General features: G+C 71.0%; 22 protein-coding genes and 1 pseudogene. 18 read left to right on the top strand and 5 right to left on the bottom strand.

The genetic code is table 11. The annotated features are described in order from the left end of the window. Positions 1–101 precede the first annotated feature (101 nt). The 4 genes from NBY69_RS12155 (at position 102) to NBY69_RS12140 (ending at position 6,614) form a co-directional block, all read left to right on the top strand. Complete coding sequence (locus NBY69_RS12155; protein WP_250300814.1) at positions 102–2,501, top strand: histidine kinase; 2,400 nt, start codon at positions 102–104, stop codon at positions 2,499–2,501. Beyond that, positions 2,501–3,187, top strand: coding sequence for a response regulator transcription factor (locus NBY69_RS12150; RefSeq protein WP_250300812.1), 687 nt, complete (start codon positions 2,501–2,503; stop codon positions 3,185–3,187). Before NBY69_RS12155 ends, NBY69_RS12150 begins: the two co-directional genes overlap by 1 nt. Before the next feature lie 32 nt (positions 3,188–3,219). Continuing rightward, positions 3,220–3,507 carry an SCO4225 family membrane protein gene (locus NBY69_RS12145; RefSeq protein WP_250300810.1) on the top strand — a complete coding sequence of 96 codons (288 nt, stop codon included), beginning with the start codon at positions 3,220–3,222 and terminating at the stop codon, positions 3,505–3,507. A gap of 272 nt (positions 3,508–3,779) precedes the next feature. Continuing rightward, on the top strand, positions 3,780–6,614 hold the full coding sequence (locus NBY69_RS12140; RefSeq protein ID WP_250300809.1) for a glycoside hydrolase family 3 C-terminal domain-containing protein: 2,835 nt from the start codon (positions 3,780–3,782) through the stop codon (positions 6,612–6,614). 180 nt (positions 6,615–6,794) lie between these two features. Here NBY69_RS12140 and NBY69_RS12135 read toward each other — a convergent pair whose 3' ends face one another. Together NBY69_RS12135 and NBY69_RS12130 are read right to left on the bottom strand one after the other, a co-directional pair. Next, positions 6,795–8,237, bottom strand: coding sequence for an aminopeptidase P family protein (locus NBY69_RS12135; RefSeq protein ID WP_374211259.1), 1,443 nt, complete (start codon positions 8,235–8,237; stop codon positions 6,795–6,797). Between the two features lie 249 nt (positions 8,238–8,486). Next, the gene (locus tag NBY69_RS12130) at positions 8,487–9,536 is read right to left on the bottom strand and encodes a proline racemase family protein (RefSeq protein ID WP_250300808.1); all 1,050 of its coding nucleotides are present in this window, start codon (positions 9,534–9,536) and stop codon (positions 8,487–8,489) included. A gap of 315 nt (positions 9,537–9,851) precedes the next feature. On the opposite strand from NBY69_RS12130, the gene NBY69_RS12125 reads away from it, so the two are divergent. Continuing rightward, positions 9,852–12,023, top strand: a complete 2,172-nt coding sequence (locus NBY69_RS12125) for a M9 family metallopeptidase (RefSeq protein ID WP_250300807.1) — start codon at positions 9,852–9,854, stop codon at positions 12,021–12,023. Positions 12,024–12,155: 132 nt separating this feature from the next. Here the strand turns inward: NBY69_RS12125 and NBY69_RS12120 are convergent, their stop codons facing one another. Next, a complete protein-coding gene (locus NBY69_RS12120) occupies positions 12,156–13,115 on the bottom strand; it encodes a LysR family transcriptional regulator (RefSeq protein ID WP_250300806.1) in 960 nt (319 codons plus the stop codon). 335 nt (positions 13,116–13,450) lie between these two features. Here NBY69_RS12120 and NBY69_RS12115 point away from each other — a divergent pair, with 335 nt between their 5' ends. From NBY69_RS12115 to NBY69_RS12055, 13 genes and pseudogenes are all read left to right on the top strand, one after another. Further along, on the top strand, positions 13,451–13,627 hold the full coding sequence (locus NBY69_RS12115) for a hypothetical protein (protein ID WP_250300805.1): 177 nt from the start codon (positions 13,451–13,453) through the stop codon (positions 13,625–13,627). A 45-nt stretch (positions 13,628–13,672) separates the two neighbouring features. Beyond that, positions 13,673–14,578: a dihydrodipicolinate synthase family protein gene (locus tag NBY69_RS12110; protein WP_250300804.1), complete on the top strand. Its 906-nt coding sequence runs from the start codon at positions 13,673–13,675 to the stop codon at positions 14,576–14,578. Beyond that, the gene (locus tag NBY69_RS12105; protein ID WP_250300802.1) at positions 14,575–15,576 is read left to right on the top strand and encodes a proline racemase family protein; all 1,002 of its coding nucleotides are present in this window, start codon (positions 14,575–14,577) and stop codon (positions 15,574–15,576) included. Before NBY69_RS12110 ends, NBY69_RS12105 begins: the two co-directional genes overlap by 4 nt. After that, entirely contained in the window at positions 15,573–16,253 is a 681-nt protein-coding gene (locus NBY69_RS12100) for a GntR family transcriptional regulator (RefSeq protein ID WP_250300800.1), read from the top strand. The genes NBY69_RS12105 and NBY69_RS12100 overlap by 4 nt, the downstream gene beginning before the upstream one ends. Further along, positions 16,250–17,467, top strand: coding sequence for an FAD-binding oxidoreductase (locus NBY69_RS12095; RefSeq protein WP_250300799.1), 1,218 nt, complete (start codon positions 16,250–16,252; stop codon positions 17,465–17,467). The genes NBY69_RS12100 and NBY69_RS12095 overlap by 4 nt, the downstream gene beginning before the upstream one ends. After that, positions 17,464–17,688 (top strand): annotated as a pseudogene (locus NBY69_RS12090) ((2Fe-2S)-binding protein); the annotation flags it as partial. The gene NBY69_RS12095 and the pseudogene NBY69_RS12090, both read left to right, overlap by 4 nt. Positions 17,689–17,827: 139 nt before the next feature. Then, complete coding sequence (locus NBY69_RS12085) at positions 17,828–19,405, top strand: NAD(P)/FAD-dependent oxidoreductase (RefSeq protein ID WP_250300797.1); 1,578 nt, start codon at positions 17,828–17,830, stop codon at positions 19,403–19,405. Positions 19,406–19,414: 9 nt separating this feature from the next. Further along, the gene (locus NBY69_RS12080; RefSeq protein ID WP_250300796.1) at positions 19,415–20,263 is read left to right on the top strand and encodes a HipA family kinase; all 849 of its coding nucleotides are present in this window, start codon (positions 19,415–19,417) and stop codon (positions 20,261–20,263) included. Next, the gene (locus tag NBY69_RS12075) at positions 20,260–20,643 is read left to right on the top strand and encodes a DUF3037 domain-containing protein (protein WP_250300794.1); all 384 of its coding nucleotides are present in this window, start codon (positions 20,260–20,262) and stop codon (positions 20,641–20,643) included. Before NBY69_RS12080 ends, NBY69_RS12075 begins: the two co-directional genes overlap by 4 nt. Positions 20,644–20,787: 144 nt before the next feature. Next, positions 20,788–21,549, top strand: a complete 762-nt coding sequence (gene fabG, locus NBY69_RS12070) for a 3-oxoacyl-ACP reductase FabG (RefSeq protein WP_250300792.1) — start codon at positions 20,788–20,790, stop codon at positions 21,547–21,549. Between the two features lie 17 nt (positions 21,550–21,566). Further along, positions 21,567–22,322, top strand: a complete 756-nt coding sequence (locus NBY69_RS12065) for an SDR family oxidoreductase (RefSeq protein WP_250300791.1) — start codon at positions 21,567–21,569, stop codon at positions 22,320–22,322. A gap of 150 nt (positions 22,323–22,472) precedes the next feature. Further along, on the top strand, positions 22,473–23,156 hold the full coding sequence (locus NBY69_RS12060; RefSeq protein WP_250300790.1) for a uracil-DNA glycosylase: 684 nt from the start codon (positions 22,473–22,475) through the stop codon (positions 23,154–23,156). Positions 23,157–23,322: 166 nt separating this feature from the next. Continuing rightward, positions 23,323–23,760, top strand: a complete 438-nt coding sequence (locus NBY69_RS12055; RefSeq protein ID WP_250300872.1) for a hypothetical protein — start codon at positions 23,323–23,325, stop codon at positions 23,758–23,760. Positions 23,761–23,786: 26 nt separating this feature from the next. Here the strand turns inward: NBY69_RS12055 and NBY69_RS12050 are convergent, their stop codons facing one another. Beyond that, entirely contained in the window at positions 23,787–24,227 is a 441-nt protein-coding gene (locus NBY69_RS12050; RefSeq protein WP_250300788.1) for a hypothetical protein, read from the bottom strand. Positions 24,228–24,319: 92 nt separating this feature from the next. Further along, complete coding sequence (locus NBY69_RS12045; protein ID WP_250300786.1) at positions 24,320–24,832, bottom strand: DinB family protein; 513 nt, start codon at positions 24,830–24,832, stop codon at positions 24,320–24,322. Positions 24,833–24,919: the final 87 nt, after the last annotated feature.

Genomic DNA, 24,919 nt, shown 5'->3' with positions numbered 1-24,919 from the left:
CACCGGACGACCACTGTCTCGAACCGGAGATAGAGACCGGTGCGACCGGTTCCGCCCTGAGCAGCTGCCGCTGGGTTCGTCCGCGCCCATAGCCTTGATCTGTGAAGCGAGACGACGACCGGCTCCTGCCGGTCCTGCTGCTGTGCGCCCAGGCCGCCGTGTGGCCCGGCGCGGCCCTGGTGCGTGGGGCGACCCCGCCCCCGTCGGCCCTTCTGATGGCGCTGCTGGTCGGCGGGACGGTCACGGCCGCGCTCGCCGTCCGCCGGGCCCGGCCGGTGGTGACCCTCGTGCTGGTTGCCGCCGCCTGCGCGCTGGGCGCGGGACCGCTGCCTGTAGGCGCGATGGCGGTACTGGGAACAGCCGGGGTCGGGCTCGCCCTGTTCGCCGTGGCGACCGGGCGCGACACGTTCACCGCCCTGCTGTGCGTCACGGCTCTCGCCCTGTGGCAGCTCGTGCACGGCCTGAGCCTGCACGGTCTCAGCGACCGCGACGGGCTCGACCTCGTCCTCACCGCCCTTCTGTACACGGTCGCGTGCGGCACCGGCCTCCTGGTGCGACGGTCCCGGCACACCCGGCGGACGGCGGAGCTTCGCCTGAAGCGGGCCGAGACCGAGCGCCACCGCCTGCCGGTGGCCGAACGGCGCCGGATGGAGCGCGAACTGCACGACGTCAGTGCCCACCACCTCACCGCCGTGATCGTCTCCGCGGGAGCCGCGCTCGAGCTGCGTGACCGGCGTCCCGAACTCACCGACGAGGCCCTGGCGTTCGCCGTCGGGACGGGACGTACGGTCACCAGCGCGCTCGGTGCGGTACGTGCGCCGGCGCCCTCGCAGGACGAATCCGCCTCGCCGCAGGAGCGGTTGCGGGAGCTGGTCGACGGCTTCGGCCGACTGGTCCGGCTGGCCGACTGCGCGATCGGTCCACTGCCGGACAGCGCCGTCGCGGAAGCGGCGTACGGCATCGTGCGTGAGGCGCTGACCAACGTGGCCCGCCACGCCCCGGGCGCCCGTACGAAGGTGGTGTGCCGGTACGGCGACACCCGCACGGACATCACGGTCACCAACGCGCCCCCGCCCGCGGGTTCGACGGCGCACGGCGCGGGTCTCGGCAGCGGACGGGGACAGGGGTTCCTGCGGTCCCGGGCCCGGGAGGCGGGCGGCACGCTGAGCAGCGGACCCACGGCGGACGGCGGCTGGGAGGTACGCGCCGTTCTCCCCGGGCGGACCGCGGCCCCGGTGGAGAGGGCCGCGTCGTCCACGTACCGCCTGGCCCAGGTCGTCGCCGCCGTCGGCCTGTGCGCGCAGCCCCTGCTGCCGACTCTGGTCGTCCACTCCCAGGAACCGTCGAGCGGATGGCAGGTACCGGCGGGCGTGCTGTTCGCGCTGCTCGCCGCCGCCCAGGCGGTCACCCTGCTGTGGCTGCGCCGGGCGCCGCGCGCCGCTCGAGGAGCCCTGCTCGTCCTGGCCCTGCTCTGGCCGGTCGCGATGAGTGCGTGCCACTACGGTGGCCCGGTCCTGCTGCCGCCCGCCCTGGGCGCCCTCGCCACCTGCGCGGCCCTCGCCGCGGACGCGTCCCGAGCGCGCCCGTCCCGGGCGCTTCCCCTCCTGGCCGTGGTCGTACATGCGACCGCCGCCACCGCTGCCGTACTGGACCGCGGCACGACGGTTCCGTTCTGGGAAGTCGTCGCGGGTACGACCGCCGGGGCCGTTCTGGCCGTCGGCGCGGCTCACCTGGGTGGGATCGTGCGCGGGCGCCGGGAGCGGGCAGCCCGGGGCGCGTACGAGCAGCGCACCGCCGCCTGGACCGAGGCGGCCGTCCGGGACGCGTGGGCCGAACGGCGCCGTATCGCCGCGGGTCTGGAGACCACCGTGCTGTCCCGCACCGCCGAGATGGTCGCGGAGGCCGAGGCGGGCCGCCTCGAAGCGACCGCCGACCGCGCCCGCGCGGCCCTGACCGCGATGCGCGCCCTGCTCGACACCGCCCGCGACGGGGGAGAAGGCGGCACAGCGACCGAGCTGCGTCCCACGCCCACCCTCCAGGCGCTCGACCTGCTCGTACACCAGACCCGCGCGACCGGCCGCGACGTCGAGATCCGGCTCACCTCCCGGGTGCCGGACCGCCTGCCCGCCGCCGTCGACCTGACTGCCTACTACGCCGCCGAGACGCTGCTCGCGGTCGGTGGTGACGCCCCTGCGGTGATCGAGATCGACACGGAGGACGCTGCGTTGAAGCTCACGGCCACCGGTGTGCCACCGGCCGCGCACCCCGCTGTACGGGAACGGCTGGCGGCACGGGTCGCCGCACTCGGCGGCACGCTCATCACCGAATCCACCGAATCCACCGAATCCACCGAATCCACCGAATCCACCGAATCCACCGAATCCACCGCATCCACGGCATCTACCGAATCCACCGGACCACCCGGAACGGCCCGCCTCCTGCTGCCACTCGGCGCCGACGTCGCGTCGGCCCGGGAGCAGGAAGACAAGGAGCGGGACTGATGGGCCTGAGGGTTCTGGTCGTCGACGACCAGGGCATCGTGCGCGCGGGGTTCGCCGCCGTGATCGACGCCGAGGACGACATGACGGTGGTCGGCGAGGCCGCCGACGGCGCCGACGCGGTGCGCCTCGCCGAGGAGTTGGCACCCGACGTCGTCGTGATGGACGTCCGCATGCCCGAACTCGACGGGATCGCCGCCACCCGGATCATCACCGGCAAGGAGAACGCACCGCGCGTCCTCGTACTGACCACCTTCGACCTTGACGCCTACGTCTTCGACGCGCTGAGCGCCGGCGCCTCCGGCTTCCTGCTCAAGGACGTGCACGCAGCCGAACTCCTGCACGGCATCCGGGTGGTGGCGGACGGCGAGAGCGTGCTCGCCCCGTCCGCGACCCGCCGCCTCATCGGCCACTACGCGTCCGGCGCGCCCACCGGCCACCGCCCGGTGAGCGGCCCGCGGGAACTGGAGACCCTGACCGCCCGCGAACGCTACGTACTCGGCCTGATCGCCGCCGGACTCAACAACGCGGAGATCGGCGAGGAACTCGGCATCACCGTCGGCACCGTCAAGTCCCACGTCAACGCGCTGCTGCGCAAACTCGGCCTCCGCGACCGGGTACAGGCCACGATCCTCGCCTACGACCTGGGCCTCGCCCACCCCAACCACCCCGGCACGCACACCGCGTGACGCGCCCTCCCGCAACCGAAGGACCCGCTTCCGTGACCACCTTCCCGCGCCGCCTGCGCCACCTCCTCGGTGCCCCCGCCGCCCTCGCCTACCTCGCGCTCTGCGCCGCACTGCTGGTGTGGGCGCTCGTGGTGACCGGCATCGACGATTCCGGCGAGTCCATGGCCGGTGTCGTCCCGATCCTCGCCACCGCGCCCTTCAGCCTTGTCTTCCTCGGACTGCCGGACCACGCGGCGTCGTTCGTCGTCGCTGTCGCCCTCGGAGCGCTGCTCAACGGCGGTGTCATCGGCTGGTGCGCGCGCGCCCTGCGCAGGCGGTGACGGGCTCGACGGAGAAGCGGGCCACCCGCATGCGGCACTCCAGCCGACTCCTTGACCACCGATGAGCGCGCCCGTATTTTGTCATGGCAGTGTACAAATCCGCCCTTGGTCCACCTGTACCGGCGTTGTGCGCATACCGCGGAGTTCCAGATCCCACGCCCCTGTTCGTGCACGGGAGTTGATCCACCGTGGTGGCGGGCCTGATCCGCGAAGCCAGGACGACAGCGCCCTCGGCGCCCGGTGCCTCATCAGCCCCGTGACGAAGGAGTCAGATGAAACAGCGCAGCGCCCCGCGACGGCGAGTCCTCCTCGCCGTGCTGTCGTCGATGGTGTGCGTGACCAGCCTGGCCGGTTTCTCAAGACCGGCAGCAACTGCCCCCAGGCCGGTCTACCTGGACACCCACTACTCCTTCGAGGCCCGCGCGGCCGACCTCGTGTCGCGGATGAACTTCGGGGAGAAGGCGGATCAGTTGAATACCAACACCGCGCCGGCGATCCCGCGTCTGGGGGTGCAGGACTACACCTACTGGAGCGAGGGCGCGCACGGGATCAACTACATGGGCGCCGGGTTCAACAACCCCGCGGGCTCGGACCATCCCCCCGCGACGGCCTTCCCCGCGGGCATCGCGGCGACGATGACCTGGGACAAGGACCTGATGTACCAGGAGACCACCGCGATCTCCGACGAGGTCCGCGGGTATCTCGACAAGAGCCTCTTCGGCGTCGCCCCCAACAATATCGGCGGGTCGAAGACCGACTACGGTTCGCTGACGTTCTGGGCGCCGACGGTCAACATGGACCGGGACCCGCGCTGGGGCCGCAACGACGAGGGCTTCGGCGAGGACCCCTACCTGGTGGCGCAGATGGCTGGGGCATTCGTCAACGGGTATCAGGGCAACACGGAGACCGGGCAGTCCGCGAACGGCTATCTGAAGGTCGCCGCCACCGCGAAGCACTTCGCGCTCAACAACGTCGAGGACATGCGCAAGGCCGCCAACTCGGCGGCCACCGATGCCGACATCCGCGACTACTACACCGCGCAGTTCAAGAGCCTGATCGGGAACTCCCACGTCGCGGGTCTGATGACCTCCTACAACGCGGTCAACGGCACTCCGGCGGTGGCGAACACCTACACGGCCAACCAGATCGCGCAGCGCACCTACGGATTCTCCGGCTACACCACCGGAGACTGCGGCGCGGTGGCCACCGTCTACGACCTGCCCACCGCCGACTCCGCTGTCGCCGGACACAACTGGGCGCCGCCGGGCTGGACGACCGACGGCCTGGGGGACAACTCCACCTGGACGAACACCAGTACCGGGGCCAAGATCTCGGCGCAGGCCGGAGCCGAGGCGTACGCGCTGCGTGCGGGCTCCTACCTGAACTGCTACGGCTTCGAGAACTCGGCGGCCAACCTGCGAGCGGCCATCGACGCCGGGATCCTCAGCGAAGGCGTCATCGACACCGCACTGACCCGGACCTTCACCATGCGCATGTCGACCGGTGAATTCGACCCGGCGAGCAGTGTCCCCTACACCTCGGCCACCAAGGCGAACATCGAGAGCCCGGAGCACCAGGCGCTCGCGGAGAAGGTGGCGGCCAACGACCTGGTGCTGCTGAAGAACGACCATGTCGCCGGATCCTCGAAGCCGCTGCTGCCGGCCGATCCGGCAAAGTTGAACAACGTCGTGATCCTGGGCGACATGGCCGACAAGATGACCTACGGCGACTACTGGAATGTTCCGACCCATCAGACCAATGCGGTACAGGGTCTGACCAAGGCGATCAAGGCGGCGAATCCGCACGCGAACATTCTGTTCGACGCGGCCGGCACCTCCAGCACCGCCACCTCGCCGGCCACGCTGAGCGCCTCGACGCGGGCCGCGATCAGGAACGCCGACCTGGTGGTGCCGTTCGTCGGCATGAACACGGACAACGCGGGCGAGAACCATGACCTCACGTCCCTGGCCATGCCGGGTAACTACACCTCGCTGATCAACCAGGTGTCGGCGTTGGGCAATCCGCGGACGGCGCTGGCGATCCAGTCCGCCGGTCCGGTGAAGATCGACGATGTGCAGGGGAAGTTCCCGGCGATCCTGTTCAGCGGCTACAACGGCCAGGCCCAGGGCACGGCCCTGGCCGACGTGATGTTCGGCAAGCAGAACCCGTCGGGCCACCTGGACTTCACCTGGTACAAGGACGAGTCCCAACTGCCCGCCATGGACAACTACGGGCTGGACCCGGCGGCGACCGGCGGGCTCGGGCGCACCTACCAGTACTTCACCGGCACCCCGACCTACCCGTTCGGCTACGGCCTCAGCTACACCGACTTCGCCTACTCGCCGGCCACGGTCGACAAGAGGTCCGTCACGGCCGACGGCACGGTCGATGTGCGTTTCACGGTGCGCAACAAGGGCTCCGTGCCCGGCGCGGCCGTGGCGCAGCTGTACGCGGCGACTCCGCATGTCACCGCCCCCGCCGGAGCGACCGCCGTGCCGCTGCCGGCCAAGCGCCTGGCCGGGTTCCGGAAGACGCGGGTGCTGGCCCCCGGCGAAAGGCAGCAGATCACGCTGCCCGTGAAGATCGCGGACCTGGCGTTCTGGGACTCCACGGCGATGAAGTCGGTGGTCTACGACGGGACTTACCAGTTCCAGGTCGGGACCAGCGCGTCGCACATCACCTCATCGGCCGACGTCTCCGTCACCGGGGCTCTCACCCCCGAGGTGCAGCACGTCACGGTGCAGCCCGAGGCGGTGAACTTCACGGCGGGTGACACGATCGATCTGGCCGGAAAGAATCAGTGGATCAAGGACGACACCGACCCGGCGCAGCAGCTGGACCGGAACATGTCCGTGACGGCGGACGGTGTGGTGGAGGCGGCGAACAGCGATGGGTCGTTCGTGGACCGGTCGAAGGCGAAGGTGCGTTACTCCACCAGTGATGCGTCGGTGGCGACGGTGAACCACAACGGTCTGGTGACCACGGTCGGTTCAGGCGTCGCGACGATCCGGGTCACGGTGAACGGGGTGACGGGGTCAGCGGCGATCACGGTCCACCATCCGCCGGCGGCTACCGGTTCGACAGCCGGAGCCGGTTCTCCGAGGTGACGACGGCCTGCACGGTGACCGTCCCGGCGGACGTGGAGCCCGGCACCTACGCACGCTCCGGAAGGCCGGCACAACTCGACGAACTCGGCTGCCGGGAAGCGCCCGGATGACGGAACTCGGCGCTCTCGCAGGCGCGCTGAGTGCCCGTCATGGGGGCTCGACCGGAATCCCCGAAGGGCATCAGCGGGCGGCGGTCACCCACGCCTCGACGTCGTCGGCGGCACGCGGCAGCCCCGACGACAGGCAGACGGCGCCGTCCGCGGTGATGAGGAAGTCGTCCTCGATCCGCACGCCGATGCCGCGCAGGTGGGCGGGGATCGTCAGGTCGTCGGGCTGGAAGTACAGGCCGGGCTCGACGGTCAGGACGTGGCCCGGCTCCAGGACACCCTGCAGGTAGGCGCTGTTGCGGGCGTCGGCGCAGTCGTGGCAGTCCAGGCCCAGCATGTGCCCGGTGCCGCAGACGGTGTAGCGGCCGTACAGGGACCGGTCGTGGGGGCCGGCGCCGCCCGGGCGCAGGCCCCAGGCGTCCAGGCCCTCGGCGATGACGCGCGCCGCGGCGTCGTGGAAGTCGCCGAACCGTGCGCCGGGCCGCAGCGCGGCGATGCCCGCCGACTGGGCCGCGTACACCAGGTCGTACACCTGCCGCTGCGTATCGGTGAAGCGCCCGCCGACCGGCAGGGTACGGGTCACGTCACCGGTGTAGCAGGTGTCGGTCTCCACGCCGGCGTCCAGCAGGAGGAGTTCGCCGTCGCGGACAGGACCGTCGTTGCGCATCCAGTGCAGGACGCACGCGTGCGCGCCGGCCGCCGCGATCGTCTCGAAGCCGAGGCCGTAACCCTCCAGCCGGGCCCGCCGGTTGAACGTGCCCTCGATCCAGCGCTCGCCGCGCGCGAGCCGCATCGCGGTGGGCAGTTCGCCCGCCACGTCGTGGAAGGCGGCCACGGTGTGATCCACGGCCGCGCGCATCTGCTCGACCTCCCACTCGTCCTTGACCAGCCGCAACTCCGAGAGGTATGCGAGGAGTTCGGACTCGGCCCCGGCGGCCGGCGGCGCCGCCGCGTCGACCACCGGGTCCTGGCCGCGCACCACCCGGGTCGGCACGTCCGGGGCGAGGGCGCGTGCGAGGTCGTCGCGGGGGAGAGCCGTGAGGCCCAGGGCGTCGGAGGTCTCCGCCAGGGTGCGGCGCCGGCCGGTCCAGAACTCGCCGTAGCGGCGGTCGCGGTAGAACTCGGTGCCGTTCGGCCCGCCGTCGCGCGGGGAGCGCGGCCGGGTGAACACCATGGCGTCGTGGCCGGTGCCCGTCGGCTCCAGGACGAGGACGCTGTCCGGGGCGACGCCGGCGCCCTCGTCCGCGGTGAGGTGGAGGTACGCGGAGTGCGGACGGAAGGTGTAGTCGAAGTCGTTGCTCCGGACCTTGAGGCCGCCGGCCGGGACCACGATTCGCTCCCCAGGGAAGCGTGCGGACAACAGCGTGCGACGTCTGGCCGCGTACGCCGCTCCGGGCAGTACCGGCACCGCGGGAGCCGCCTCGGCCCACCCTCGTGTGAAGCACTCCGCCAGCGTTGGCGGCGCCGCGCGGTCGTGGCTCGCGCCCTCACGCGGCTGTATGTCGTCTCGCGCCACCGTGTGCTCCGTCCGTCGGGAACCCTGTGCGGCGACAGTACTATTTCACATGGTACGGAAACAGGGGTGTCGCACAGGGGATGTCACTCCGCCCGCGCCGCCTGCCGGTACGCCTCTCCCCGCCGGTACATCTCTCCCCGCTGGTACGCCACGACGGCGACCACCAGGTCTGCCCTAGCCCGTCCCGGCCGGTCCGGGCGGCGGCGACCGGCCCCAGGGCGAAGACCCGCTCCACATCGAGGAGTTCGGTCATCGCAGCACGAATCCGGGCAGGAGCGCGTCGCGCGGATCGACGGTGAAGCGGCATGTGCCGACCGCGTGTGCGGTGCCCGTCACCGCCGTGACGACCGCCGGGATCCCGTGGACCGCGGTCTGCTCGGTGATCCGGGCGTGGAACACCGAGCCCACCACGGACTCGTGCCGCAACTCGTCGCCCCGGCGCAGCTGTCCGGCGTCGGCCAGGACCGCGATCCTGGCCGACGTGCCGGAACCGCACGGGGACCGGTCGACCTGGCCGTCCGCGAACACCGTGATGTTGCGCTGCTGCACCAGCCGACTGCCGTCGGCCCGCAGTTCGGTGGGCCCGGTCTCCTCGGTGAAGATGGTCCCGTAGATCCCGGACAGCCGCGGGTCGAGAGGGTGCTCGGCGGCGCGGGCGGCGTTCAGCGTGTCGCGGATCTCCCGCCCGGCGGCGGTGAGTTGGGCGACGTCCTGCGGCCGGACGCGCAGCCCGACGGACGCGGCCGGTACCACCGCGTACATCGCGCCGCCGAACGCGATGTCGACGGTGACCTTCCCGCGGGAGGTCGGCACGTCGACGCCGTGCGCGTGGACGTAGGCGGGCACGTTGGTGAACGTGACGTCCTGGACCTGCCCCTTTCTGGTCCGGACGCGCGCCGTGACGCGCCCGGACGGGACGTCGATCACGACGTCGGTCAGGCCGTCGGCAGGTGCCGGGACCCGGCCCGAGGCGACGGCCCATGCGCCCAGGGCGATCGTTCCGTGCCCGCACGCCGTGGAGAACCCGTCGTTGTGCCAGAAGAGGACACCGAGGTGGGCGCCGGCGTCGTCGGGCGGAACCAGGAATCCGCCGTACATGCCCGCGTGGCCGCGCGGTTCGCCGCACAGCAGCGCCCGGACCCACTGCACGTCCTCACTTCGCGTCGCGACGACCCTGCGCTCGGCAACGGTCGGTCCCTCACCCGTCACCTCGGCCGGGCCGTCCACGACGATCCGGAACGGTTCGCCGCCGGTGTGCCAGTCGATCGTCTCGATCGGCTGAGTCCTCGTCATCCGCATCTCACTTCCAGGTAGACGTCGACACCCTGCGCGTCGGTGTTATGGGGCAACTGGAAACAGTGCTGGGTCCCGGAGTATTGCCCACGACGTCACCCAGTGCAATGTTACATACCGCCGCCCGCTTCCTCGGGTGGCTTCCCCTTCATTCCCCCCACTGGAGATGCGATGCACTGTCGACCAATCCTGCCCAGGGTTCTGGCCGCCGCTCTGGCGGCCGGAGGGCTCGTTGCCGGCCTGATGAGCACTCAGGCAGCCGCGGTGACCAGCAGCACGGGGCATGCCTCGCCACCGGCCGTGTCGGTACCCTCGGCGGCCGTGCGGGCTGCCCAACAGCACGGGAAAGTCACGCCGACCGGAGCCGAGACCGGTCAGTCGCAAGCCGTCGCCACCAGCGCCAAGCCGTTACCCGCGAAACTGCGCGGGGCGCCGGCCGGCCTGGGTTCGGCCAAGCCGTCCAAGCCGCACCTGTCCGCACACGCGGCACGCAACGCGGCGGGTGCCGCCCGGTCTTCCGCCGTCACGTCGTGCACCACGTCGGACTTCTCGGGCCGGTCCGGCAGCGACCTGGTGTCGTACATCAAGACGGTGGACTGGAGCTCCTGCATCAACCCGCTGTTCAACCTGACGGGTTCGGACGCGCACGCCGTGTTCAACCAGTCCCAGATGCTCGCGGTGGCGAACGGCGTCGCCGACGCGGCAGGCTCCTACACCGGTGACGACTCCGGCGGTCTGTACGAGCTGATGTACTTCATGCGGGCCGGCTACTACGTGCAGTACGGCGACCCCCAGGACGTCGGCACGTACGACTCCACGCTCCGCAGCGCCATCGAGAACGGGTTCAACGCGCTGTTCGCCAGCAGTCACGCGAACGACGTCAGCGCGGGCAACGGCAGTGTGCTGGAGCAGGCGTTCGTCCTCACCGACAGCGCCCAGGTGCAGGGGGACTACCTGGACGTCTACGGCCGCTACCTCAACGCCTACACCAGCAGTTCGTGGGACGCCGTCCCGGAGATGGACCGGGCGCTGAACGCGATCTACACCCCGCTGTGGCGCGGCCCGTCGCTGTCGGACTTCGTCACCGCGATCACCGCGAAACCTGCTATTGCCGACACGCTCTACAACTTCACCCTCAACCACCGCGACCTGCTCGGCGGGGACAACGACGTCCTCGACTCGAACGCAGGCAACGACCTGGGCAACCTGATCCAGATACCCGCCCTGCAGAGCAAGATCCGCCCGCTCATCAAGGGTCTGCTGGACGGCTCGTCCATCACCGGTGCCACGGACAACCTGTGGGTGCACGTCGCCTACCGGGCCACCGTCGGGGACCCCGACCAGTGCTCCTACTACGGCGTCTGCGACCTGACGAAGCAGCTCACCTCGGCCGCGCTGCCGATCAACAACGCCTGCAGCAACTTCACCATCATGGCGCAGGCGCTGACGGCGAAGGAGCAGACCGACGTCTGCACGAGCCTGTCGAACGAGGTTGCGTTCTACCAGAATCAAGTCAAGACCACCACGCCCATCCCCGGTGAGTACTTCAACCTGAAGATGGTCATCTTCGGGAGCAGGACCGACTACACGACCTACTCGTGGGCGATCTTCGGCAACGACACCAACAACGGTGGCGAGACGCTGACCGGCACGCCGACCGACCCCGGCAACATCGCCTACTCCATCCTCTACCAGTGGCCGACCGACAACGGGTTCACGGCCAACGCGTGGAACCTCAACCATGAGTTCGCGCACGTCCAGCAGTCCATCTACGACATGAAGGGCGACTTCGGCACCCAGATCACCGTCCCGGACGTCTGGTGGATCGAGGGTCAGGCGGAGTACGTCTCCTACTCCTACCGCAACCTCACCGACGACGGCGCGCTGACCGAGGCCGCCAAGCACACCTACAAGCTCAGCCAGCTCTTCCAGAACACCTACGCCATCGACGACGAGACCCGCACCTACCCGTGGGGTTACCTGGCCGTCCGGTACATGACCGAGAAGCACCCGGACCAGATCCAGGCCATGCTGGCCAAGATGCGGACCGGGGACTACCAGGGTGCCTACGCCGTCTACAACAACATCGGCACCAGCTACGACGCCGATTTCGACGCCTGGCTCGACACCCTGGGCGGTGGCAGCGGCGGCGGCGGCTCGGCCACGGCCTGCACCGACACCAACACGCAGGTGATGGGTCAGAACTGCTTCCGGTCGAACCAGTCCCGGGTCGCCGGTGACACCGACTACCTGTGGGTGTGGCTGCCGGCAGGCACCACCACGCTGAAGGTCACCACCAGCGGCGGCAGCGGCAATGCCGACCTCTACTACGACCCGACGACATGGGCCGGCCCGTCCACCTTCACCGAGAAGTCCACCAACTCCGACAACACCGAGAGCATCACCGTCAACAACACCGAGGCGGGTTACCGGTACATCAGCCTGTACGCGGTGACCGACTTCAGCGGAGTGACCGTCACCACGTCGTTCTGATCCCCACCTGAACGACACCGCTGAAATGACCCGAGGCCGTGGCCCGGTCGACTCCGGTCGGCCTGGCCACGGCCTCGGCGCGTGCCGATGGCGTACGGCCCCGCGAGCCCGGCGTGCTCCACACGAGAAGCCCTAGCTCCGCCGGGCCCCGTAATGCCGGGCGGCCCACGCCCGGAAGTGCGGTGCCCGGGCGATGAGTTCCTCGTAGGCGGCCAGGGCCGCGCCGAAGAGCGTCTCCGTGACCTCGTCGGACACCCGCTCCCGGTGCCACACCAGTACATAGCGGCACCACAGCGGTGTGCCGGTCAGCGGCTTGACGACCACACCCGGGTTCGGCTTGCACGTCGCCTGGACGAGGGAGATCCCCAGCCCGTCGGCGATCATCCGCTGCAACTGGTCCCGGTCACCGAGGTACTCGTGCACGGTGGCGGGTCTGAAGCCGGCCGCCTGGAAGGCGTCGTAGCAGACACCGGGCCAGCCCGCACCGTCGTCGGGTGTCATGAACCATGCGTCCCCGGCCAGATCGAGCAGCGGCACGTCCAGTTGGCCGCTCGCCGGGTGGGCGGCGGGCAGGGCCACGAAGCTGGGCTCGGTGACGATGCAGCGGTGCGCCACGGCTTCCGAATGCCCCAGATCCCGTCCGGGATAGTCGACCGCGACGGCGACGTCCAGCTTGTCGTCCTCGAGCAGCCCGATGATCTCGGCCGAGGAGTACACGCTGCTCACCTGCGTGGTCAGCGCCGGCAGGACGGTGCGCGCCCGCTGCAGGAGCCCCGGCAGGATGGGCGTGTTCGTCGCGGCTACCCGCAGCACCCGACCGGTCTCGCGGCGTTCCGCGGTGGACCGGCGCCCGATCGCGTTCGCCAGCGCCACCACCTCGCGGGCCTGCACCACCACCTCGACCCCGAAGCGCGTCGGTGTCACCCCCGCACTGCCCCGGACGAAGAGGTCCTCGCCCATGAGCCGCTCGATGCGCTTCAGCTGGCTGCTGACCGAGGGCTGTGAGCACCCCAGGACGGTGGCCGTCCGGCCGAGGCTCATCGTGTCGGCGATCGTGCACAGAATCCGCAGGTGTCGGAGTTCGAGTTCCATCAGTACCCGTCCCAGTTCTCTCAGGGTCTCTCAGGAGTGTGCCAACTTTACTTCTGATCTTTGCTTTTTGGGCTCTGGTGCAGGCCGGAGATCTTGGCAGCGGACTCGGGCCCGCACCGCGCGGTGAAGTAGTCCCGGACCAGCGGGACAAGGGTCGGCTTCGCGGACTGGTCGGCCTTCGCCGAACCCGCCTTCGCCTACCCGCCTTCGCCGAACCAGGCTTCGTAGTCCCGGACTTCGCGGGCGCGGTCGGCATCAAGATCTGCGAAGGGACGGCGGCCCCCGATGAGTTGGCGTCCCGCTTCACGTTCACCCGGCAGAAATCCAGGCTCGGGATGGGCGTGGAGGCCGTCGGCCGCGCCGCCATGGAGGTGATCGCGCACGGGCCGGACCTCCGGAGCCTGCTGCCGGTCCCGGTGCACGAGGTGGTGCCCGACTCCGGTCAGCAGCACGGCCGTTACCCGATTCTGCGGCATCGTCCATCACTTCGGTTCCAGGTCTATGCCGTGTGACATTGCATTGGTACCTTCGTTCCACCACCAGTTAAGGAGCTGAGCATGACCAACTCCGCGAGGCCCTGGCACGGAGTCCACGTCGCCACGCCCCTCCCGTTCCGCGATGATCTGTCGGTCGACTACGACGCCTTCGCCGAGCACGTCCGCTTCCTGGCCGCCGGCGGCTGTGACGGCGTGACGCCCAACGGCTCGTTGGGCGAGTACCAGACGCTGACCGTCGAGGAGCGTGCCCGCGTCGTCGAGACCGCAGTCCAGGCCGCCCCCGACGGCTTCGGCGTGATGCCCGGCGTGGCCGCGTACGGTGCCTTCGAGGCCCGCCGCTGGGCCGAGCAGGCCGCCGAGGCCGGCGCCACCTCGCTGCTGCTGCTGCCGCCCAACGCCTACCGGGCGGAGCGGGCGGCGGTCGTGGAGCACTACCGCGAGGTCGCCAAGGTCGGGCTGCCGGTCGTGGCCTACAACAACCCGATCGACACCAAGGTCGACCTCACCCCCGAACTGCTCGCCGAGCTCTTCCAGGAGGGCACGATCGTCGGCGTCAAGGAGTTCACCGGAGACGTCCGCCGGGCCTACCAGATCGGTGAGCTGGCGCCGGGCCTCGACCTCCTCGTCGGCGCCGACGACGTACTGCTCGAACTCGGCATGGCGGGTGCCGTCGGCTGGATCGCCGGCTACCCGAACATGATCCCGCGCAGCACCGTCGAGCTGTACCGGCTGGCCACCTCCGGCGACCCGGCCGACCTGGCCCGCGCGCTGCCCGTCTACCGCGACCTGCACCCGCTGCTGCGCTGGGACTCCAAGACCGAGTTCGTGCAGTCCATCAAGCTGTCGATGGACATCGCCGGGCTCAAGGGCGGCGCCTGCCGGCCGCCGCGGCTGCCGCTGTCGCCCGAGTGGACCGCCCGGATCACCGCCGACACCGAGGCAGTCCTCGCCAAGGGATACAAGTGAGGTCCCGCCGCACCTTCCACGCCGTCGACTCGCACACCGAGGGCATGCCCACCCGGGTCGTCGTCGGCGGTGTGGGAACCATGCCCGGCGCCACGATGGCCGAGCGCAGGCGCTGGTTCATGGAGAACAGCGACGACGTCCGCACACTGCTGATGTACGAGCCGCGCGGACACGGTGCGATGAGCGGCGCGATCCTGCAGCCGCCGACGCACCCGGACGCCGACTTCGGCGTGCTGTTCATCGAGGTGTCCGGTCTGCTGCCGATGTGCGGCCACGGTGCGATCGGCGTGGCCACCGTCCTGGTCGAGACCGGGATGGTGCAGGTCACCGAGCCGGTCACCACCATCCGGCTGGACACCCCCGCCGGACTCGTCGTCGCCTCGGTGGCGGTCGAGGACGGCGCGGCCACCTCCGTCACCCTCGCCAACGTGCCGTCCTACGCCCACGCACTGGACGCCGGCGTCGAGGTGCCCGGGTACGGTGAGGTGCGTTACGACCTCGCCTTCGGCGGCAACTTCTACGCGATCGTCGAACTCGCCGATCTCGGGCTGCCGTTCGACCGGTCCCGGGCCGGCGACCTGCTGTCCGCGGGACTGGCGGTGATGGACGCCGTGAACGCCGCGGATCCGCCCGTCCACCCCGAGCGCGACGACATCGTCGGCTGCCACCACGTCTACCTCAAGGCACCCGGGTCGACCGCCCAGCTGTCGCGGCACGCCATGGCCATCCACCCGGGGTGGTTCGACCGCTCGCCGTGCGGCACCGGCACCAGTGCGCGGATGGCGCAGCTCCACGCCCGCGGTGAACTCGCCGTCGGGCAGGAGTTCGTGAACGAGTCCTTCATCGGCACCCGGTTCACCGGACGCCTTCTCGGCGAGACCACCGTGGGGCCGCACGCCGCGGTGCTGCCCTCCATCACCGGCCGCGCCTGGGTCACCGGGACCTCGCAGTTCCAGCTCGACCCGAGCGACCCCTTCCCTGCGGGGTTCCTGCTGTGAACGTGCCCTCCACCTCCCACCTGCAGAGCCTGGGCCAGCGGCAGACGCTGCGCGAGCGGGTCCGGGACGCGCTGCGGGCCGCGATCATCTCCGGCGAGCTGGAACCGGGCGTGGTCTACTCCGCGCCCACCCTCGGCGCGAGGTTCGGCGTCTCGCCCACGCCGGTCAGGGAGGCCATGCTCGACCTGGCCAAGGAGGGCCTGGTCGTCGCCCAGCCCAACAAGGGCTTCCGGATCACCGAGGTCTCGGATCAGGACCTGGACAACCTCGCCGCGGTGCGCCTGCTCATCGAGCCGCCGACGGTGCGCGCCTGCGTGCCCGTCATCCCGGAGGAGGACTTCCCGACCCTGCGGGCACTGGCGCAGGCCATCGTGGACGCGGTCGAACGCGGTGACCTGGTCGGCTACGTAGGGGCGGACCACGTCTTCCACCTGACCCTGCTCGGCTACAGCGGCAACCGGCAGCTGGTGGACGTCGTGTCCGAACTGCGCACCCAGACCCGGCTGCTGGGCCTGGCCCCACTGCTGCACAGCGGCCGACTGGGCCACTCGGCAGCCGAGCACCACGAGCTGATGGACCTCATCGAGCGCCGTGACGCGCAGGCCGCCGAGAAACTGATGCATCGTCATATCGGCCATGTCCGCGGCCTGTGGGCGAGCGGCCCGGAGGAGTCGTGAGCACGGCGCTGCGCGGCGTCGGCCCGGGGCCCGCGGGCGGCGGGAGCGCGGACCTGGTGATCATCGGCGCGGGCGTCGTCGGTGCGGCAGCCGCGTACTTCGCGGCGCTCGCCGGCCGGCGGGTGGTCGTCGTCGAGCGCGGCGCCATCGCCGGCGGCACGTCCAGCGCGGGGGAGGGCAACCTGCTGGTGTCCGACAAGGAGCCCGGTCCCGAACTCGACCTCGCGCTGTACTCGCAGGCCGTCTGGCGGGAGGACCTCGCCGAGCACGCCGGCCGCTGGGAGTTCGAGTCCAAGGGCGGCCTCGTCGTCGCCGCGACCGCGCAAAGTTTCGCCGCACTGCGGGAGTTGAGCGTCCACCAGCGCGCGAGCGGGGTCGAGGTCCAGGACGTCGGCCAGGACCGGCTGCACGACTACGAGCCGCACCTGGCGAAGGACCTGGCCGGGGCCGCGTTCTACCCGCAGGACGCGCAGGTGCAGCCGATGCTGGTGGTCGCCCACCTGCTGCGCCTCGCCCGGGACAGCGGCGCGCACGTGCACACCGGCACCGAGGTGACCGGCTTCCTGCGCAGCGGGGACCGGGTCACCGGGGTCCGCACCAGCGCGGGCGACATCCCCGCCGCCGCCGTGCTCAACGCGGCGGGCACCTGGGCCGGCGAGGTCGCGGCCCTGGCCCGGGTGTCCGTCCCGGTCCACCCCCGGCGGGGCTTCGTGCTCGTCACCGAACCCATGCCGCCGCGCACCGTCCGGCACAAGGTGTACGCCGCCGAGTACGTCGGCGACGTCGCCAGCTCCGACGCGGCCCTGCAGACCTCGCCGGTGGTGGAGGGCACCGACAGCGGAACGATCCTCATCGGCGCCTCCCGCGAGCGGGTCGGCTTCGACCGCACGGTGTCCGTGCAGGCGATCAGCATGCTCGCGGCCAAGGCCGTCGCGTTGTTCCCGATGCTGCGGCAGGTGCGGCTGATGCGCACCTACCACGGCTTCCGCCCGTACTGCCCCGACCACCTGCCCGTCATCGGCCCCGATCCGCGGGCCCCCGGCCTCTGGCACGCCTGCGGTCACGAGGGCGCCGGCATCGGACTGGCCGCCGGCACCGGCAAGTTGATCGCCCAGGCCATGACCGGCGAGCAGCCGGGCCTCGACCTGGCGCCGTTCGCCCCCGACCGCTTCCCCGACCGGCACGAGGATCTTGCCGAGGGAGTCTCCCCATGACCTACCGGATGACCTTCCGCGGCACCGGAGTCCCCGCCGAGCCCGGCCAGAGCGTCGCCGCGGCCCTGGTCGCCGCCGGGATCACCGAGTGGCGCACCACCCGCAGACAGGGCCTGCCGCGCGGACTGTTCTGCGGCATCGGCGTCTGCTTCGACTGCCTGATCACCATCGACGGCGCGCGCGCCGAGCGCGCCTGCCTGGTCCCCGCGGCCGACGGCATGCGGCTGGGGGACGCGTGGGAGAGCGGCGGCGCGGCGGAGCCAGGGGACGTGCCGGAGGGCGACGGCGATCCGGAGTCCGGCGGCGCGCAGGACACCCGCGACGACGGCCGTGCCGCCCAGCACACCGAGGAGGACAGCGATGGCACACACGCATGACGTGATCGTGGTCGGGGCCGGGCCGGCCGGACTCGCGGCAGCCGTCGAGGCGGCGGAGGCGGGGCTCGACGCGGTCCTGGTGGACGCTGCCGGGCAGCCCGGCGGCCAGTTCTGGCGGCACTTCGACGAGGACCACGCTCGCCCGGAGGACCACCGCAGCCACCACGGCCTGCCCACCTTCACCGGCCTGCGCGACCGGCTGTACGCCCTGAGCGCCGCCGGGCGCGTCCGCTACCTGCCCGGCCACCAGGTGTGGCTCGCCACCCGGGGCAGCGACGGGACGTTCGCCCTACGCGTCACGCCCACCGTGCCGGACCGGAACGCAGACCCCGACGGCCCCGCCGCCGATCCCGTCGAGGCCCGCGCGCTGATCCTGTGCCCCGGCGGATACGACCGCCAACTGCCCGTGCCCGGCTGGGAGCTGCCCGGCGCCATGGCCGTCGGCGGCGTCCAGGCACTGCTCAAGGGCCACCGCACGCTCGCCGGCCGGCGCATCGTGGTCGGCGGCACCGGCCCCTTCCTGCTGCCGGTGGCCGCCGGGCTCGCGCGCGCCGGCGCGCAGGTCGCCGCGGTCGTCGAGGCCAACGCCACGCTCGGCTGGCTGCGCGACCCGGTCGGCACGGTCTCCGCCCCCGGCAAGGGAGTCGAGGCCGCGCAGTACGCCGCGGTGCTCGCCCGGCACCGCATCCCGTACCGGACCAGGACCGTCGTCCGCGCGATCCTCGGCGACGGCAAGGTCGAGGCCGCGCGGATCGCGAAGGTGGACCGCCAGGGCCGGCCGGCCGGACCCGAACGGGAGATCGCCGCCGACATGGTGGCCCTCGGCTGGGGGTTCACCCCCTCGCTCGAACTCCCGCTCATGCTCGGCGCGGCGACCCGGCAGGACCTCGACGGCTCGCTCGTCGTGACGGTCGACGCGCTGCAGCGCAGCAGCGTCGACGGCGTGTACGTGGCCGGCGAGGCCACCGGCGTGGGCGGCGCCGCCCTGTCCGTCAGCGAGGGGCGGCTGAGCGCCCTCGCGCTGGCCGCCTCGCTCGGCCGCGGGCGGTCCGGTACGACGGCAGGTTCGGGTACGGCCCCGGGCTCCGGCAAGGCAGCAGGTCCCGTGGCCGGTATCCGCCGCCTCCAGGGCCGCATCCGGCGGGCGCGGCGGTTCGCCGCCGCCATGCACCGCACCTACCCCGTGCCGGCCGCCTGGCCGCGGTGGCTGTCGGACTCGACCGTGGTGTGCCGCTGCGAGGAGGCCACCTACGGCGACCTGCGCCATGCCCACGACGACCTGGGCGCGACCGACGCGCGCACCCTGAAGATGCTGGCGCGGCCGGGTATGGGCTGGTGCCAGGGCAGGATCTGCGGATACGCGACCGCGGGCATCGCGGCCTGCCTCGGTGGCCGCACGGTCACCGCGGACGACCTGCGCCCGCTCTCCGGCCGTACCCCCGCGGTCCCGGTGCGCCTCGGCGAACTCGCGGCCCTCGCCGAGGCCGTGACGGCCGGACAGGCCGACGGGGAACCCCGGCCGGACGACGGTCCGTGGATCGCTGGGGAGCAACCTGTATAGCCTGGGAAAATGCTTAAAGAAGTCATTGCGACCCGCTATGTCACGCCTCTCCGGGAGGGTGGGTCGCTGCCCGGGATCGTCGAGGCGGACGACCTGGGCACGTACGTCATGAAGTTCACCGGCGCGGGACAGGGCCGCAAGACCCTCGTCGCCGAGGTCATCTGCGGTCAGCTGGGCCGCAGGCTCGGCCTGCGCGTCCCCGAACTGGTGCAGATGCAGCTCGATCCCGTCATCGGGCTCTCCGAGCCGGACCAGGAGGTCCAGGAACTGCTGAAGGCGAGCGGCGGACTGAACCTCGGAATGGACTACCTGCCCGGATCGCTCGGCTTCGACCCGCTCGCCTACCAGGTGGGCCCGCGGGAAGCCGGGCGGATCGTCTGGTTCGACGCTGTGATCAACAACGTCGACCGTTCCTGGCGCAATCCGAACATGCTGGTCTGGCACGGTGATCTCTGGCTCATCGACCACGGTGCCACCATGATCTGGCACCACAACTGGCCGTCCGCGAAGAACTACGGTTCCAAGGCGTACGACGCGTCCGACCACGTCCTGGCGTCCTTCGCTCCCGATGTCGCCACCGCAGCCGCCGACCTCGCGCCCCTGGTCACCGAGGAACTCCTCACCGAGGTCGCAGCCGACGTCCCCGACGCCTGGCTGGCCGACGAGGCCGGGTTCGACACCACCGACGCGCTGCGCCGGGCCTATGTGGAGGTACTGCTGGAGCGGGCCGCGACCGTCCACACCCGGATCACCCTCGGGCCGCCGACCGCGACCGCACCGTCCCGCGCGCCCGGCTGGCTGAGCGAGCGCCTCGCCCCGCAGCCCCGGTCGGCGCGGCAGGAGGGCGACGCCCGATGAGCGAACGTGATGTCTTCGAGTACGCACTGGTGCGGGTCATGCCGCGGGTCGACCGCGGTGAGGTGTTCAACGCGGGAGTGCTCGTCTACTGCCGTGCCAAGTCCTACGTGGCGGCCCGAACACACCTGGACGAGGCGAAACTGAGGATGCTCGACCCGCGGGCGGACGTCGTCGGAGTCCGGGCGGCGCTGCGCGCGGTCGAGGGTGTCTGTGACGGCGGGGACGCCGCAGGGCAGGCGGCGCCGGACGATGCGGGACGGCGTTTCCGCTGGCTGATCGCCCCGCGCTCGACGGTCGTACAGCCCGGCCCCGTACACACCGGGCTGACCGCGGATCCGGCTGCGGAGGTGGAGCGGCTCCTCGACCTGCTGGTGCGCTGAGAGGGTGGCACCCGGTGTGACGTTCACCGGTGATCCCGTGTGCCGTTGACACCGGGTGCCAGGCCTTCTAGCGTCTCGTGCGGTGAGGTACTAAGCGGTTGCTCAGCGATCGAGGACCGCGATCCGAGGGCGAGGAGAGCCACCATGTCCACCACCGAGCAGCGTGTTGCCATCGTGACCGGGGCGGCGCGCGGCATTGGCGCGGCCACCGCCGTACGTCTGGCGGCCGAGGGCCGCGCCGTCGCCGTACTCGACCTCGACGAGGCGGCCTGCAAGGACACCGTCGAGAAGATCACCTCCGCCGGCGGCAAGGCCATCGCCGTGAGCTGCGACGTCTCCGACAGCGCGCAGGTCGAAACCGCGGTGGCGCGGGTCGTCGCCGAGCTCGGCGCCCCGACGATCCTCGTCAACAACGCCGGTGTACTGCGCGACAACCTGCTCTTCAAGATGAGCGAGTCCGACTGGGACCTGGTCATGAACGTGCACCTCAAGGGTGCCTTCCTGATGGCCAAGGCGGTCCAGAAGCACATGGTGGACGCCAAGTTCGGCCGGATCGTCAGCCTGTCCTCCAGCTCCGCGCTGGGCAACCGCGGCCAGGCGAACTACTCCGCGGTCAAGGCCGGTCTCCAGGGCTTCACCAAGACGCTCGCCAAGGAGCTCGGCAAGTTCGGCGTCACCGCCAACGCCGTGGCGCCGGGCTTCATCGTCACCGAGATGACCGCACAGACCGCCGCGCGGGTCGGCATGGGCTTCGAGGAGTTCCAGGCAGCCGCGGCCACCCAGATCCCGGTTCAGCGCGTCGGCCGGCCCGAGGACATCGCCAACGCCATCGCCTTCTTCACGGGTGACGACGCGGGCTTCGTCTCCGGCCAGGTCATGTACGTCGCCGGCGGACCGCTCAACTGAACAGGGAATCAACAGACATGACTGCACAGGACAGCGGGAAGGTCGCGCTGGTCACCGGCGCGAGCCGCGGGATCGGATACGGAATCGCCGAGGCGTTCGTCGCGCGCGGCGACCGTGTCTGCATCACCGGGCGCAACGAGGACGCGCTCAACGCGGCGGTGGAGAAGCTCGGCGCCGACCGGGTGATCGGCGTCCCCGGCAAGGCGCACGACGAGGCACACCAGGCGGTGGCCGTCGAGCGCGTGATGGCGGCGTTCGGGCGGGTCGACTTCCTGGTCAACAACGCCGGTACGAACCCGGTGTTCGGCCCGATGGCCGAGCTCGACCTGAACGTCGCCCGCAAGGTGTACGAGACCAACGTCATCTCGGCGCTGGGCTTCGCACAGCAGACCTGGAAGGCCTGGCAGAAGGAGAACGGCGGCGCGATCGTGAACATCGCGTCGGTCGCCGGTGTCTCCGCGTCGCCGTTCATCGGCGCGTACGGCATGAGCAAGGCGGCCATGGTCAATCTGACCCTCCAGCTGGCCCACGAGTTCGCTCCGACGGTACGGGTCAATGCCATCGCACCCGCCGTGGTGAAGACCAAATTCGCCGAGGCGCTGTACGAGGGCCGCGAGGCGGAGGCGGCTGCCGCCTATCCGATGGGCAGGCTGGGGGTGCCCGCGGACATCGGGGGCGCCGCCGCGTTCCTGACGTCCGACCAGGCGGGCTGGGTCACCGGCCAGACGCTGGTCGTCGACGGCGGCATCTTCCTGAACGCGGGCGTCGGCTGAGCCACCCGCTGTCCAGTGACGACGGCAACTGGCAACGGCCCACTCACAACGACCCACTGACAGCGGCCCCGGGCAACCGCCCGGGGCCGCTGTCAGTGGTCACCGGTAGGTTCTGTGACGAGAACGGATCGCACACCGGAGGTTGTTGAAGTGACCGGAACCGACATGCTGCCCGAGTCCTGGAGCGGCGTCCTCGGCGATGAGCTGCAGAAGCCCTATTTCAAGGAGCTCACCGAATTCGTCGAGGAGGAGCGGGCAAAGGGGCCGGTCTACCCGCCGCGCGAGGAAGTCTTCGCGGCCCTGGACGCCACACCGTACGACCGGGTGAAGGTCCTCGTTCTCGGGCAGGACCCGTACCACGGCGAGGGCCAGGGCCACGGCCTCTGCTTCTCCGTGCGTCCCGGCGTCCGGACCCCGCCCTCCCTGCGGAACATCTACAAGGAGATGAAGGAGGAGCTCGGCCACCCGGTCCCGGACAACGGCTATCTGATGCCGTGGGCCGAACAGGGCGTGCTGCTGCTCAACGCGGTGCTCACGGTGCGCGCCTCGGAGGCCAACTCGCACAAGGGCAAGGGCTGGGAGAAGTTCACCGATGCGGTGATCCGCGCGGTGGCCGCACGTCCGGACCCCGCGGTCTTCGTCCTCTGGGGAAACTACGCACAGAAGAAGCTGCCGCTGATCGACGAGGAGCGGCACGTGGTGGTGAAGGGCGCACACCCCTCACCGCTCTCCGCGAAGAAGTTCTTCGGTTCGAGGCCGTTCACCCAGATCAACGAGGCTGTCGCCGCACAGGGACACCAGCCCATCGACTGGCGCATCCCCGACCTGGGCTGACCGGGATCGCCGGTGGCTGCGGCGAGGCGCCGTGCCGGGCGTCCCGGGCCCGGCAAAGATCAACCGGACAGGTCCGGACGCCTCGGCGCAGGGGGCGAACCGGACACGAGGGCTACGGGAGGCAGCGGTGACGGAGTCGCAGCAGGAGACGTCGGGGGACGCCGTCATGTCCAGGATCGGCCAGGTGATCATGCTGCTCCACGGTGGTGACCGGGAGGAGGCCCGTAACCGGTTCGCCGGCCTGTGGACGGAGATCGGCGAGTCCGGGGACGCACTGCACCGCTGCACTCTCGCGCACTACATGGCGGACACCCAGGACGACCCGGAGGACGAACTGTTCTGGGACCTGCGGGCGCTGGCCGCGGCCGACGCTCTGGACGACGAACGGGTCGGCCGCCACGACTCCGCTGTCGCCGTCCGTGGTTTCTATCCCTCGCTGCACCTCAACATCGCGGCCGACTACCTGAAACTGGGCCGCAAGGAAGCGGCGCGCACCCACCTGCGCCGCGCGCGGTCCGCGACCGGGGCACTGGCCGACGACGGATACGGGAACGGTGTCCGCGCGGCGGTCGACCGGCTGGAATGGCGGCTGGGGGAGGAGTGAGCGGGCGGGTGTCGCTGCCTGCAGGGTCAATGTCCGTACGTCTGACGGCAGATGCGGGCCTGCGGGCTGTCGGACGGCCAGCCCCCGTAGCTCCGGCCGAGTGCGCAGACATCCACGGCGTGGCCGGGCGCGGGGGCCGCTCGCTTCGGTGGTGACTTCGGGGCCGGTCCGGCGGTGTGCCGGATCCGGGGCGGCGGCAGCGGTGCCGGAGCGCGCCCGGCCGGTGCCGGTGCGTACCGCTTGGCGGGAGGGCCGGACCGGTGGCTCGGCGACGGGGCCGGGGGCACGGACTCCAGCGTCTCGACAGCCGGGCCCTGCACGATCTGCGGGGTGACGTCCTGCCGCGTGTGGCGGGCGGCCGGCGGGGACGGCTGGGGCGCGGGCCCCGCAGGGACGGACACACAGCCGGAGACGGCCGAGACCGCCGCCCCCAGCAGGGCCATGGTGGTGATCCTCGTTCGGTGCACGCCCCAACTCTGCTTGCCCGGCCAGCGGTTCGGGCGAGCAGCGGGAAGTTTGGCCCACACGGGTGACGCCCGGGACTTGCCGGTGACGCCCGCTACTCGCCGGTGACGCCGTCGATCCGCTCACGGATGAGGTCGGCATGGCCGTTGTGGCGGGCGTACTCCTCGATCATGTGGGTGTAGATCCAGCGCAGGTTGAAATGCCCGCCCCTGCGGGACTCTCCCACCGAGAGCTCGTCCAGCGAGCGGCCCTTCGCGAGCTCCCGGGCGTATGCGATCTCGGCCTGCCAGGTGGTGAACGCCTCGTCCCAGGTGTCCGCCGCGGTGAGATGGAACTCCCCGTCCGGGTCCTCGTCGCTGAAGTAGAGCGGGGGCGTGTCCTCACCGGCCAGCACCTCGCGGAACCAGCCGCGTTCCACCTCGACCATATGCCGTACGAGGCCGAGCAGGGACAGCTCGGAGGGCGGCACCGCGGCTGTGCGCAGCTGCTCGTCGGTCAGCCCGGCGCACTTCATGGCCAGCGTCTCCCGGTGGTAGTCCAGCCAGCCTTCCAGCATGGGGCGTTCATCGGCGGTGATGGAGGGTTCCGTGCGTGCAGGGTTCGTCATGGAAGGCACCCTCACACGGGAACACCGGCGCCGCCAGGCATTATCGGAACAGCATCCCGCAGCGCCCCGGCGAGGACCTGCGGGAGT

The organism is Streptomyces sp. A 4/2 (genome assembly GCF_940670765.1).
In the GTDB taxonomy this organism is placed as follows: domain Bacteria; phylum Actinomycetota; class Actinomycetes; order Streptomycetales; family Streptomycetaceae; genus Streptomyces.
Note: the sequence above shows the minus strand (reverse complement) of the source record. Positions and strands in the feature narration are given on the sequence as shown.